This window comes from Sphingomonas sp. Leaf28 (assembly GCF_001421685.1).
GTDB classification, from domain to species: domain Bacteria; phylum Pseudomonadota; class Alphaproteobacteria; order Sphingomonadales; family Sphingomonadaceae; genus Sphingomonas; species Sphingomonas aurantiaca.
Window position 1 is genome coordinate 343,008 of sequence record NZ_LMKX01000009.1, and the last position, 13,399, is coordinate 356,406.

Genomic DNA, 13,399 nt, shown 5'->3' on the forward strand with positions numbered 1-13,399 from the left:
GTTGATCCAGCTTATCGTCTTCCTGCCGTTACTGGCCGCGATCGTTGCCGGGTTCGGCAATCGCGCGATCGGCAACGTGCCGGCGAAAATCGTCACCACGGCTGCGCTGTTCGCGTCGTGCCTGTTGTCCTGGCCGATCTTCCTCGGCTTCATGGCAGGTACCAGCACCGCGACCGTCGCGCCGCTGCTCGACTTCATTCACTCAGGGAACATGAACGTCGCGTGGTCGCTGCGCGTCGATGCGCTGACCGCAGTGATGCTCGTGGTCGTCACGTCGGTCTCGGCGCTCGTCCATCTGTATAGCTGGGGCTATATGGACGAGGATCCCGACCAGCCGCGCTTCTTTGCGTATCTGTCGCTGTTCACCTTCGCGATGTTGATGCTCGTGACCGCGAACAACCTCGTCCAGATGTTCTTCGGCTGGGAAGGCGTGGGGCTCGCCTCCTACCTGCTGATCGGGTTCTGGTTCCGCAAGCCATCGGCCAGTGCGGCCGCGATCAAGGCGTTCGTCGTCAACCGCGTCGGCGATCTCGGCTTCATGCTCGGCATCTTCGGCACGTTCCTCGTGTTCGGCACGGTCTCGATCCCCGAGATCCTCGCGGCCGCACCTGGCATGGCGGGCTCGACGATAGGGTTCCTCGGCTACCGGCTCGATACGATGACGGTGCTCTGTCTGCTGCTGTTCGTCGGCGCGATGGGCAAGTCGGCGCAGCTCGGCCTGCACACGTGGCTGCCGGACGCGATGGAGGGCCCGACGCCGGTGTCGGCGCTGATCCACGCGGCGACGATGGTCACCGCGGGCGTCTTCATGGTCTGCCGCCTGTCGCCGATGTTCGAGATGAGCCCGGTCGCGCTGACCGTGGTCACCTCGGTCGGTGCCGCGACCTGCCTGTTCGCGGCGACCTGCGGCCTCGTCCAGACCGACATCAAGCGCGTGATCGCCTATTCGACCTGTTCGCAGCTCGGCTATATGTTCTTTGCAGCCGGCGTCGGCGCCTATGGCGCGGCGATGTTCCACCTGTTCACGCACGCCTTCTTCAAGGCGCTGCTGTTCCTGGGTGCCGGCTCGGTGATCCATGCGATGCACCACGAGCAGGACATGCGCTATTATGGCGGCCTGCGTAAGAAGATCCCGGTGACGTTCTGGGGCATGATGGCGGGTACGCTCGCGATCACCGGCGTCGGCATCCCCGGCATCTTCGGCAACACCGCGTTCGGGTTCGCAGGCTTCCATTCGAAGGATGCGATCATCGAGGCGAGCTGGGCGGCCGGTCAGCCGGGTGTTTGGTTCGTCGGCGTGCTCGTCGCGCTGCTCACCAGCTTCTATTCGTGGCGCGTGATGTTCCTCACCTTCTGGGGCAAGCCGCGCTGGGCCGCATCGGAGCATATCCAGCATGCGCTCCACGACGCGCACGGTCATCATGACGATGCTCATCACGTAGATGACCATCATGCGAACCCGGCCAAGGCCGAGGACGCAGGGCATGCGCCGCACGATCATCACGACGCAGCGCATGCGCCGGCGGAAGGCGATGGCGGGTATCACCCGCATGAGAGTCCGCTGCCGATGCTGATCCCGCTGATCGTCCTGTCGATCGGCGCGGTGCTGGCGGGCTTCGTGTTTCACGGCTACTTCATCGAACCGACCGCGGGCGAAGAGTTCTGGAAGGGCGCACTCGCGTTCCGCGAACATCTGATGCACGAGATGCACGGCGTTCCGCTCATCATCAAGCTGTCGGCGACGATCGCGATGCTGCTCGGCCTGCTGACCGCCTGGTACGCTTATATCAAGAACCCCTCGTTCCCGGCCAAGGTCGTCGAACAGTTCGGCGTGCTCTACGACTTCCTGCTGCATAAGTGGTATTTCGACGAGCTTTACGACCTGATCTTCGTCCGTCCCGCCTTCGCGATCGGCCGGTTCCTTTGGCACCGTGGCGACGAGAAGACGATCAACCGGTTCGGCCCCGACGGGTCGGCATGGCTGGTCCAGATCGGCGCGCGCGTCGCTGGCCGCTTCCAGACGGGATATCTCTACACCTATGCCTTTGTCATGCTGATCGGCCTGACCGCAGCCGTCACCTGGGCGATCGGACTCTATTGATGACCGGCTTTCCTATCCTTTCCGTCCTGATCGCGGTCCCGATGGTCGCGGCCATCGCATGCCTGTTCGTTTCGGCGAACACGGCGCGGATGCTCGCGCTGGCGGCGACGCTGATCGACTTCGTTCTCGGCATCATGCTGTGGATGAATTACGACATCGGCGGCGCGCAGTGGCAGTTCGTCGAGCATGCCCCGGGCATCTTCGGGCCGTTCGGCTGGTCGCTCGGCATCGACGGCTTCGCGCTGATGCTGATCATGCTCAGCGTGTTCCTCATGCCGATCTGCATCGGCGCCAGCTGGCGTTCGATCACGACGCGCGTGCCGGAGTATATGGCGGCGTTCCTGTTCACCGAAGTGCTGATGATCGGCACGTTCGCGGCGCAGGATCTGTTCCTGTTCTACGTGTTCTTCGAAGCCGGCCTCATTCCGATGTATCTGATCATCGGCATCTGGGGCGGGGCGAACCGCATCTACGCGTCGTACAAGTTCTTCCTGTACACGCTGCTCGGCTCGGTCCTGATGTTCATCGCGATGCTGTACATGGCGAAGACGGCGGGCACGACCAGCATCCCGGCGTTGCTGAACTACGACTTCCCGGCGCATGTGCAGACGTGGCTGTGGCTGGCGTTCTTCGCATCGTTCGCGGTCAAGGTGCCGATGTGGCCGGTCCACACCTGGTTGCCCGACGCGCACGTGCAGGCGCCGACCGCAGGGTCTGTGATCCTGGCGGGCGTGCTGCTCAAGCTCGGCGGATACGGGTTCCTGCGCTTCCTGCTGCCGATGTTCCCCGAGGCGTCGGGTCAGCTGACCTGGCTGATCTTCGGCCTGTCGGCGGTCGCGGTGATCTACACGAGCCTCGTCGCGCTCGTGCAGTCGGACATGAAGAAGCTGATCGCCTATTCGTCGGTCGCGCATATGGCGATCGTCACGATCGGCCTGTTCGCGTTCAACCGGCAGGGGATCGAAGGCGCGATGATCATGATGCTGAGCCACGGCTTGGTATCGGGTGCGTTGTTCCTGTGCGTCGGCGTGATCTACGACCAGCTCCATACCCGCGAGATCTCGCGCTATGGCGGCCTCGCGATCAATATGCCGCGCTATGCGATCCTGTTCCTGTTCTTCACGATGGCGTCGATCGGCCTTCCGGGTACCAGCGGCTTCGTCGCCGAGTTCCTGTCGCTGATGGGCACCTATCAGGTCTCGACCTGGACGGCGTTGCTCTGCACGACCAGCATCATCCTTGGCGCTGCGTACATGCTGTATCTGTACCGTCGTGTGGTGTTCGGTGAGATCAAGTCGGACGAGGTTCGCGGCATGGTCGATCTGTCGGCCCGTGAGTTCTGGCTGCTCGCGCCGATCGCGGCCGTCGTGCTGTGGATGGGCGTGTATCCCGAGAGCTTCCTGGCACCGATGCGCAAGGACGTGAGCGTGTTGCTCGCCCGCGTCGACCGCGCCAAGCCCGCCAGCGATTCGAACCCAACTGCGGGGAAGCCCGCCACCGTGCATGACGCCGCGCACGGGGAGGCACACTGATGACCTACGCCGCTAACATCGCAATGACGCTGCCCGAGCTGGTGCTGGCGTTGGGTGCGATCGCCCTGATGCTCGTCTCCGCCTGGGGCGGGGACAAGTCGACGCGCGCCGTGTCGATCGCCTCCGTGTTCGTTTTGGTGGGCGCAGGGATCGCGCTGGTCGGTCCGGCATCGTCGGGCGGCTATGCGTTCGACGGGCTGTACCGTGCCGATGCGTTCGGTGCGTTCGCCAAGGTGCTGATCTATATCGCCTCGGCGGTTGCGATCGTGATGGCGCCGAGCTTCTTCGCGCGCTCGCATGGCGACGATCTGCGCCCGGAATATCCGGTGCTGATCCTGTTGTCGGCGTGCGGCATGGGCATCATGGTCTCGGCCAGCGACATGCTGACGCTCTATGTCGGCCTGGAGCTCCAGAGCCTTGCCGCCTATGTCCTTGCCAGCTTCATGCGGCGCGACGGGCGGTCGGCCGAAGCGGGCCTCAAGTATTTCGTGCTCGGCGCGCTGGCCAGCGGCATCCTGTTGTACGGCATCTCGCTGGTTTACGGGTTCAGCGGCACGACGTTGTTCTCGGGGATCGCCGACGCCTATGCGGGCACCAAGTCGCTGGGCTTGCTGTTCGGGCTGGTGTTCGTGTTCGCCGGGCTCGCGTTCAAGATCAGCGCAGTGCCGTTCCACATGTGGACGCCTGACGTCTATGAGGGCGCACCGACGCCGGTCACCGCGTTCTTCGCCTCGGCCCCCAAGGTCGCGGCGCTCGCGATGGCGGTGCGGGTCGCGGTCGATGCGATGGGGCCTGCCACCGATCAGTGGCGCCAGATCGTGATCTTCGCGGCACTCGCCTCGATCATCCTCGGTGCGGTTGCCGCCATCGGCCAGACCAACATCAAGCGGCTGCTCGCCTATTCGTCGATCAACAATGTCGGCTTCGCGCTGATCGGTCTTGCCGCGGGTACGCCCGCGGGTGTGTCGGGGGTGCTGATGTACCTGACGATCTATGTCGCGATGACTTTGGGCTCGTTCCTGGTCGTAGTGCAGATGCGTGGCGATGACGGTCAGCCGGTCGAGACGATCGACAGCCTCGCCGGCATGTCGCGGACCAAGCCCGCGCTGGCCGCGGCGCTCGCGATCTTCATGTTCAGCCTGGCCGGCATCCCGCCGCTGTTCGGCTTCTACGCGAAGTTCGCGGTGTTCAGTGCGGCGGTCGACGCCGGGCTGTTCCCGCTGGCCGTCGTCGGCATCGCCGCCTCGGTGATCGGCGCCTATTATTATCTGCGCGTCGTCAAGACGATGTACTTCGACGATCCTGCGCTGGCTTTCGCGCCGATGGAGAGCAAGGTCGAGGGTGGCCTGATCGCCATCGCCGCGGTGTTCGTCTCGCCAGCCGGCTACCTCCTCATCCCCGTGCTCGGCGCGTGGACGATGGCGGCCGCACGGGCGCTGTTCTGAGCATCATCCGCACCGTCGCGGAAACAGGATCGACCAACGCCGACCTGCTGGAGCTCGCACGCGGCGGTGCCGAAGACGGCCTTTGGCTGCGTGCGATCCGGCAGACTGCGGGGCGGGGGCGTCTCGGCCGCGAGTGGCAATCGCCCGAGGGTAACCTCTACGCGAGCACGCTCGTCCGTTTGCGCCCGACCGACCCGCCGGCCGCCAGCCTCGCGCTGGTCGCCGCGGTCGCGCTGCAGGAGACCGTGTCGACCTTCCTGGTCGCCGGCATCTGCCAGGGCACGACCGACGCGAGTGCCACGCTGGTGCTCAAATGGCCGAACGACCTGCTGCTCGCGGAAGCCAAGCTGTCGGGCGTCCTGCTCGAACGGTCGGGCGATGCGGTGATCATAGGCTATGGCGTCAACATCGCGCATCATCCCGATCTTCCCGACCGCTTGACGACCGACCTTGCGTCGCATGGCGTGGTGGTCGATCCGGGGATGTTCCTCGATATTCTCGCCGACAGTTTTGCGCGCTGGATGGGGCGCTGGCGGACCGAGGGCATCGCGCCGGTGCGTGAGCGCTGGGTCGATTGTGCGCACCCGGCCGGCACCGCATTGACCGCACGGCTGCCCGACGGGAGCGGCATCGATGGCCTGTTCGTCGGGCTCGACACCGACGGCGCGCTCATCCTCCGCTTGGCGTCTGGTGAGCGGCGTGTCATTCACGCTGCCGACGTCTTCCTGCTTTGAGGCCCCGCTGATGCTGCTCGCGATCGATGCCGGCAATACCAATGTCGTGTTCGCGCTCGTCGAAAGGGGCGAGATTGTCGCGCGCTGGCGGATCGCGACCGATCCTCGCCGCACGGCGGACGAATATGCGGTGTGGCTGAGCCAGCTGATGCAGCTCGGCGGGCATGATCGGACCGCGGTCAAGGGCGTGATCGTCGCCACCGTCGTGCCGCGCGCGCTCCACAACCTCCAGGTGCTCGCGTCCAAATACTTCGGCACCGACGCGCTGATCGCGGGGCACGCCCCCGTTGAATGGGGCATCGCGATCGATGTCGACGAGCCAGCCTCGCTCGGCGCGGACCGTGCGGTCAACACGATCGCGGCGCATGCGCTGCATGCCGGCGACCTGATCGTCATCGATTTCGGCACCGCGACCACGTTCGACGTCGTCGACTATAGCGGCGCGTACAAGGGCGGGATCATCGCGCCAGGGATCAACCTGTCGCTCGACGCACTCGTTACCGCGGCGGCCAAGTTGCCGCGCATCGCGATCGAGGCGCCGACCGATACGAGCGTCATCGGGCTCAACACCGTCTCGCAGATGCATATCGGCATCTACTGGGGCTATGTGGCGATGATCGAGGGGCTGGTCGCGCGGATGAAGCGCGAGATCGGCCGCCCCGTGAAGGTCGTCGCCACCGGCGGCCTTGCCACCTTATTCGAGAAACAGACCGACGTGTTCGACGTCATCGAAGCCGACCTGACGATCCAGGGGCTGGCGATGATGTGGGACCGTCACCATATCTAGGGCCATTTGGCTCGCGCCACCGGCCTGAGGGCCATATTCCTGTGTAATCCTGAAAGTAATCAATGACTCCGAAGAACGAACTGCTTTTCTGTGGCCTTGGCGGCTCCGGCGAAATCGGCATGAACGTCAACCTGTACGGCTGCCAGGGCAAGTGGGTGATGGTCGATCTCGGCATCACCTTTGCCGATCCGCAATATCCCGGCGTCGACGTGATCCTGCCCGACCTGTCCTTTATCGAGGACCGGATCGACGACCTGCTCGGCATCGTCATCACGCACGGGCATGAGGATCATATCGGCTCGCTGCCGTATCTCGCCGAAGACCTTGGCGTGCCGATCTACGCGACCCCTTTCACCATGGGGCTGATCCGCGGCAAGCTCGAGGAAGAGGGCATCGCCAACCGCGTGAAGCTCAAGATGATCCCGATGGGCGGCAACTTCCAGCTCGGGCCGTTCGGCTTCACCTTCGTCGAGATGTCGCATTCGATCCCCGAGGCGAACGCGCTGCTGATCGATACGCCCTTTGGCCGCGTGTTCCACACCGGCGACTGGAAGCTCGATGCGACGCCGGTCATCGGCAACCCGACCAAGCCCGAGGGCTTCATGGCGATCGGCGACAAGGGCGTCGACGTCCTGGTTTGCGATTCGACCAACATCCTCAACGACAAGGCGTCGGGCAGCGAGAGCACCGTGCGCAAGGGTCTGTTCGAGGAAGTGAGCAAGGCCAAGGGGCGGGTGATGATCACCAGCTTCGCGTCGAACGCGGCGCGTCTGCACACGTTCGGCGAAGTCGCCAAGGAAACCGGGCGCAAGCTGTGCGTCACGGGTCGTTCGCTCGACCGGATCATCAAGGTCGCGCGCGCCACGGGCTATCTCAAGGACTTCCCCGACACGATCAGCCCCGACGAGGCGATGCGCCTGCCCAAGAACAAGGTGCTGATCATCGCCACCGGCGGGCAGGGCGAGGAGCGCGCGGCGCTGGCGCGTGTCGCCAATGGCAGCCACACGATCACGCTCGAGGCCGACGACACGGTGATCTTCTCGTCGAAGCAGATCCCGGGCAACGAGGTCCAGATCGGCCGCATCCAGAACACGCTGGCGGCCAAGGGCATCCGCATGATCACCGAGCGGCAGGCGCACGTCCATGTCTCGGGGCATCCGGGTCGGCCCGAGCTTGCGCAGATGTATGACTGGTTGCGCCCCGATGTGCTGATCCCGACGCATGGCGAGATGCGCCACATGATGGAGCATGCGCGCTTTGGTCTTGAGCAGGGGATCCCGCGCGCGCTGGTGCAGAGCAATGGCGACATCGTGCGGCTGGCGCCCAAGGGCCCGGTGAAGATCGGCAACGCGACCGTCGGGCGTCTCGTGCTCGATGGCGACGTGATCCTGCCCGCCGACGGCGCGACGATCGCCGAGCGCCGCAAGCTTGCGGTCAACGGCCAGATCTCGGTCGCGGTCGCGCTCGGCAAGGACGGCCGGATGGTCGGCCAGCCGCAGGTGCGCGTGCAGGGCGTGCCGGTCGAGGAAGACCGTGCGGCGTTCATCACAGACGCGGTCCAGGCGGCGGGCGACACGGTGCGCGGCGGCAAGCGCGAAAGCGACAAGATGCGCGAGCAGATCCGGCTCGCGGTGCGCAAGGTCGCCAAGCGCTGGACGGGCAAGCAGCCGATCGTCGACGTCCTGTTGATCGAGGGCTGATCCCGTGCGCTGGACCTCGGCACTTGCGATCTACGTCCTGTTCTGGGCGTTCTCGGTGTTCCTGGTCCTGCCGTTCGGCGTGCGCACGACGCCGGAGGCCGGGGGCGAACTCGTCCCCGGTCAGGCTGAGAGTGCGCCGGATGAGTTTCGGTCGGGGCGGACGGCGTTGCGCGTGACGGTGGTGGCGACGGTGTTGTTCGTGCTGTTCCAGCTCAATTATTATTATGGGTGGATCACGCCGCAGAGCGTCGATCTGTTCGACCGCGGGAATATGGTGACCCGCTAAATCCTCCCCCGCCAGGGGGAGGTGGCTGGCACTTGCCAGACGGGGGGGGCGGTAGGCGCAAACCTCTGTTCCGTGTCCTCCCCCTCCGTCACCTTCGGTGCCACCTCCCCCTTGCGGGGGAGGATTAGGGAGGGTTATCACCCCGGCGACGCGGCCGAGCCGGCCAGCAGGCCGCCGTCGATGTTGATCTCGGTACCCGTGATATACGTCGCCTCGTCGGAGGCGAGCATGACCGCGACGGCGGCGACCTCGTCCGGCATGCCGAAGCGCTTGAGCGGCGTATCGGCCACCAGCGCCTGCATCCGTGCCTCGCGGTCGGGGCCGGTGCCCAGCATCGGCTCCCACATCGGCGTGAGGATCGCGGCGGGATGCACCGAGTTGCAGCGGATCTTCCACCCTTGCTGTGCGCAGTAGAGCGCCACCGTCTTGCTATGATTGCGGATCGCCGCCTTGGACGACGCATAGGCGGCGGCGAGGGGGATGCCGACGAGTCCTGAGCGCGACGAGATGTTGATGATCGCGCCATTACCCGCCGCTTTCATCGCACCGATCGCATAACGGCAGCCGAGAAACGTGCCGTCGAGATTGACCGCATGGACCGCGCGCCAGTCCGTCAGGCTCGCATGCTCGGGATCGTGGGGGCCCATGCCGCCCTCGAAACCCGTCACACCCGCATTGTTGACGACCACGTCGACGATCGGGACGTAGTCCGCCAGTCGCTGCCAGTCGGCCTCGTCCCGGACATCGAGTCTTTGGAAGCGGCACCCGATCGCCGCGGCGGCCTGCAGGCCGGCGGTCTCGTCGATATCGGTCAGGATGACGTCCGCGCCCTCGTCATGGAAGCGCTCGGCGATGGCGCGGCCGATGCCACGCGCTGCGCCGGTGACGACGCACGTCTTGGTGATCAATCTTGGCATAGGAGTCTCGAAACCTGAGTCCGGTCGGCGGAGTGCTCCGCTGGCGAGGGCCGCGTCAGCGGTGGCGCTGGATCATTTCGAAAACTTCTGGTTGGTAAGGCTTAGCGCAGCCGCTCGATCGCCTGCGCGAGCGCCACGTACAGCTTGCCCATGTCCGACGACAACAGCGTCACGCCGAGCGGCGACCCGTCGCGCTGCGTCAGGATCGCGCGGAGCATCGCTTCGAAGTCGTGGATGTAGCGGTTGACCATTTCGCGGAACGTGTCGTCGTCGTCGTAGAGGCCGGCGATCTCGCGTACCTCGCTCGCGTCGAGGATGCGGACGGCGCGCCGCGTGAAGACGCCGCGATCGCCCTTGAGATACGCGCCCCATGCGCTGTCCGAGATTTCGGGCGCGATCGCCTTGGTGATGTCGATCGAGGCCGAATTGAGCGATTCGATCAGCAGCGACACGCGGCGCGCGAAGGTATCGCTGTCCGCCTCCTCGCGTTCGGTGCGCGCCTCTTCGATCCGTGTTTCGACGATCGCGGTCGAGTCGACGATCGCCTGCACTTCGCGCGCCAACCGCTCGGTCGCGCCGGTTGCGGCGTCGACGGCCGCGTCGGTGGCGTCGGTGAGCGCGCGGACCTGGCGTTCGACGGTATCGTTCGTTGCGCGGCGCATCGCGTCGGCGCTCGCGGCGCCGAGCGCGGCTGCGGCTTCGGGGATGACCTTCGAGAGCGTCTCGCGCGCCTTGTCGGCGGCGACCGTCGCGGTTTCGCGGACCCTGTGCAGTGCCTCGATCAACTGCGGCGCGGCGTCTTCGGCGAAATGCTGCGTACGGCCGATTGCCTCGTCTACCATCTGGCCGAGTGCATCCGCCTTGGCGCGGCCGGTATTGAGCGTGTTGAGCAGGTCGGTCGACAGCGTATCGAGAACATGGCGCTGTTCGCCGATGACCCCCGCGATCGCCTCGATCGCGTCGTGCGTGCTCTCCGCCGCGGTGACGAGCGCGAGCAGGTCGGGGCGGGCCGAGACGACGATGCTCTTGCTCGCGAGAACGTGCGAATCGAGCCGGCCGAGCGCCTCGGGCATCGTCTCGTCGATCTCGCGCGCGGCCGCGTCCAGCGCGACCAGCAGCGTCTCGGTCGTCGTGATCGTCCGGTGCGCCATCGCGTCGCCGGCGCGCAACGCTTCGGTCATCGCATCTGCCGATCCGCCGAGCGCACTGATCGATGCGGCGAGGCCGCGGGTGCGTTCGGTGCCGTGGGTATGGAGCGCCTCGATCCGCGCCTCGACTTCGCCGAGCCCGGTGTGGAGATCGTCGACGATCCGCTCACCCGCACCGCGTTGCAGGTCGAGGCGGATCGCAACGCGCTCGATCGCATCTTCGACGGTGGCGATGCGGCGGGCGAGCGCTTCGGCACTGTCGCGTGCGGCGCTGTCGAGTGCCGCCTGGTTCGCGCCGACCATCGCCAGCATCGCGTCGCCCTGTGCGGCGATACCTTTGCGTGCTTCGTCGACCGCGTCGGCGGTGCGGTTGAGCAGCGCGTCGACCGCGCCGGACATGCCATCGGTGACCGATTCGAGATGCGCGCCCGCGGTCTGGCTGGTCGCCTCCATGCGGACGATATGCGCGGCGAGGCGCTGCGCCGCGCCGCTGGCCATCGTATCGGCCTCACGACCGCGTTCGGCGAGCGCGACGATCTGCGCGTCGAGAGCGGCGGCGTGTTCGCTCGCCGACAGACCGGTGCGTTCGAGGCGCTTGGCGACGTCGTCGATATCCGCCTGCGCGCGGGGGAGAGTGGCGATCAGGACGCCGAGGCTGGTCTGCGCGCCGGCGGTCGAGGTCGCGAGATTGCGCGCGTGCGCGGCGGCCTGGTCGATTTCGGAGACCATGCCGCGACCGATCGCCGCAAGCTGCTCGGTCGCGCCGCCGCCCATCGCCATCAGCGCGTCGAGCTGCTGTGCAAGCTGCGCGCGGTTTGCGTCGATGGTGTTTGACAGCGCGGCGACGGTGCGCTCCAGGCTGGCCGCCTCGTCGCGCATCGCCTGCGCGGTGATGCCGAACCTGTGCGCCTCGGCGCGGCTGGTTCGCATCGCGAGCAACCAGACGATCCCGACAAGCGCCGGCACGACGCAGAGCGCGGCGATGAACTGGACGAGCGCGATGGGCTCAACCGTCACAAGCGCACCGCGCGCGATCCACAGCATCGCGGCAAGCCAGACGACCACGATCGCGACGGCGATGCCGGCGTACAGCGCGCCACGTTCAGGTGCAGGCTCTTGATAAACCTCGTCGTATTGATGTTCAGCGACGGTTTCGGACATGTCTTCTATCACCGGATCCATCACGATGTCCGCGCGAATGGGATGGGCATTGCCTGCCGCCGCACGAAACCCGATCATTGACGAACCCCCGTTCATGAACATTGGGGGTATCACGGTTTGCGGCCGGACAAAACGGATGATGCGACGATCCGTTACGCATCCATCGGGTAATGAGGGCGGCACGGCCTATCATAGCGGCGGCCTAGACGTGGTCGCGCGAGTCCAGAGCGCTTTCTCGGCCCTATTTTGCGGGCCTCACGTCGAACCGAACCGCGGCGCACGGTGGTTCGGCCGAACGCGGGCTTTGCAGGACGACGCGTACGGCCTAACAGCCAGCGATGCTTGCCGGCCTTTTATTTGCAATTCATGACGCCGACGATCGCCCTGATCGTCTGGCTGCGACGCTGCCGTTCAGCGGCGTCACCCTTATCGAGTATCAGGCGCGGTTGCTGATCGCGGCCGGTGTGTCGCAGGTGATCGTCGTCGTTGCGCGCATGACGCCCGAATTGCTCGGTGCGATCAACCGCATCGGCCGGCGTGGCGTGAGCGTCGATACGGTGCGCTCCGCGACCGAGGCGGTGGAGAAATTGCACCCGCTCGCGCGCGTCCTGATGCTCGGCGACGGGCTGGTGACGACCGACGCGATCGTCAAGGCGATGGCGAGCGAGGAGGGGGATTGCCTGCTCGTCGTACCCGAGAGCGATGCGGGGCCCGGTTTCGAACGCGTCGGCGGGCAAATGGCCTGGGCCGGCGTGGCGCGACTGAGTTCGAGCCGGATCGCCGAGGTGGCGGCGCTCCCACAGGACTATGATCTCCAGTCGTCGCTGCTGCGATTGGCGGTGCAGTCGCGTGCGATCCACGTGCTGCTGCCCACCGACGCGGTGCGCGGCGGCCACGGGATCGAGCGGCAGGCGCGGACGCTGGAGGAACGTGGCCGCGCCGTGTTGATGACGATCGTGTCGGGGCGGCGCGGTTGGTTCGACCGGTTCGTGCTCGCGCCGATCGCGCGGCTGGCGCTGCCGTTGTTGGTCGATCGCGGTGCGGCGGGAACGACCGTCGGTGCGGCCGGGCTTGCGCTGGGTGTCGCCGGGCTGGTGACGATCGGCTTCGGCCTGTCGTCGGCGGGGCTGGTGCTGGCGTTGATCGGGTGTATCGCACTGGCGCTGGGTTCGGTGCTGAGCGGTCTTCGCGACGAGGCACCGATGGCGCGCTGGCAGACGATGGCGATCGGCGGCGTCGTCGCGGCCGCGATTCTCGTCTTCGCCTTCTTCGTCAGCGGCTATGCGGGCGACAACACCGCGCTGGCGATCGGGACCGCGACGGTCGCGCTCGGCGGATTGGCGGAGCGCGCCATTCTCGAACGCGAGCGCCGGCTGTGGTGGGGCAGTCCAGCCGCGTATCTGCTGGTCGTCGCGGTGTTCGCGCTGATCGGATTTCCGGTGTTCGGTTTGGGCGTGACCGCGGTCTATGCCACGACCACGCTGGCGGCGGCGATCGAACGATTGCGTCGCGCGCCTTAGGCGGACCTTAACGACCGGGGGGCTAAACACGGATCATGTCGGCCGGCCCAACGATGCAAGACGCTATG

At 66.1% G+C, this 13,399-nt stretch carries 10 protein-coding genes; 8 read left to right on the forward strand and 2 right to left on the reverse strand.

Annotated features, from left to right (window positions below; genetic code table 11):
- Position 1: 1 nt before the first annotated feature.
- The 7 genes from nuoL (at position 2) to ASE79_RS14805 (ending at position 8,585) form a co-directional block, all read left to right on the forward strand.
- Positions 2–2,101 carry an NADH-quinone oxidoreductase subunit L gene (gene nuoL / locus ASE79_RS14775; RefSeq protein ID WP_056418093.1) on the forward strand — a complete coding sequence of 700 codons (2,100 nt, stop codon included), beginning with the start codon at positions 2–4 and terminating at the stop codon, positions 2,099–2,101.
- Complete coding sequence (locus tag ASE79_RS14780) at positions 2,101–3,633, forward strand: NADH-quinone oxidoreductase subunit M (RefSeq protein WP_056418096.1); 1,533 nt, start codon at positions 2,101–2,103, stop codon at positions 3,631–3,633. The genes nuoL and ASE79_RS14780 overlap by 1 nt, the downstream gene beginning before the upstream one ends.
- Positions 3,633–5,078 carry an NADH-quinone oxidoreductase subunit NuoN gene (gene nuoN / locus ASE79_RS14785; protein WP_056418100.1) on the forward strand — a complete coding sequence of 482 codons (1,446 nt, stop codon included), beginning with the start codon at positions 3,633–3,635 and terminating at the stop codon, positions 5,076–5,078. The genes ASE79_RS14780 and nuoN overlap by 1 nt, the downstream gene beginning before the upstream one ends.
- Positions 5,079–5,080: 2 nt before the next feature.
- A complete protein-coding gene (locus tag ASE79_RS14790) occupies positions 5,081–5,812 on the forward strand; it encodes a biotin--[acetyl-CoA-carboxylase] ligase (protein WP_056418605.1) in 732 nt (243 codons plus the stop codon).
- Between the two features lie 10 nt (positions 5,813–5,822).
- Positions 5,823–6,599, forward strand: a complete 777-nt coding sequence (locus ASE79_RS14795; RefSeq protein WP_056418103.1) for a type III pantothenate kinase — start codon at positions 5,823–5,825, stop codon at positions 6,597–6,599.
- A gap of 62 nt (positions 6,600–6,661) precedes the next feature.
- Positions 6,662–8,299: a ribonuclease J gene (locus tag ASE79_RS14800; RefSeq protein ID WP_056418105.1), complete on the forward strand. Its 1,638-nt coding sequence runs from the start codon at positions 6,662–6,664 to the stop codon at positions 8,297–8,299.
- A 4-nt stretch (positions 8,300–8,303) separates the two neighbouring features.
- Entirely contained in the window at positions 8,304–8,585 is a 282-nt protein-coding gene (locus ASE79_RS14805; RefSeq protein WP_056418108.1) for a DUF1467 family protein, read from the forward strand.
- A gap of 137 nt (positions 8,586–8,722) precedes the next feature.
- Here the strand turns inward: ASE79_RS14805 and ASE79_RS14810 are convergent, their stop codons facing one another.
- Together ASE79_RS14810 and ASE79_RS14815 are read right to left on the reverse strand one after the other, a co-directional pair.
- Complete coding sequence (locus tag ASE79_RS14810; protein WP_056418111.1) at positions 8,723–9,502, reverse strand: SDR family oxidoreductase; 780 nt, start codon at positions 9,500–9,502, stop codon at positions 8,723–8,725.
- Between the two features lie 101 nt (positions 9,503–9,603).
- Positions 9,604–11,889 carry a hypothetical protein gene (locus ASE79_RS14815; RefSeq protein WP_200910389.1) on the reverse strand — a complete coding sequence of 762 codons (2,286 nt, stop codon included), beginning with the start codon at positions 11,887–11,889 and terminating at the stop codon, positions 9,604–9,606.
- A 260-nt stretch (positions 11,890–12,149) separates the two neighbouring features.
- Between ASE79_RS14815 and ASE79_RS14820 the strand changes: the two genes are divergently transcribed.
- Positions 12,150–13,331 (forward strand): hypothetical protein, encoded by a 1,182-nt coding sequence (locus ASE79_RS14820; protein WP_056418114.1) that lies wholly within the window; start codon positions 12,150–12,152, stop codon positions 13,329–13,331.
- Positions 13,332–13,399 lie beyond the last annotated feature (68 nt).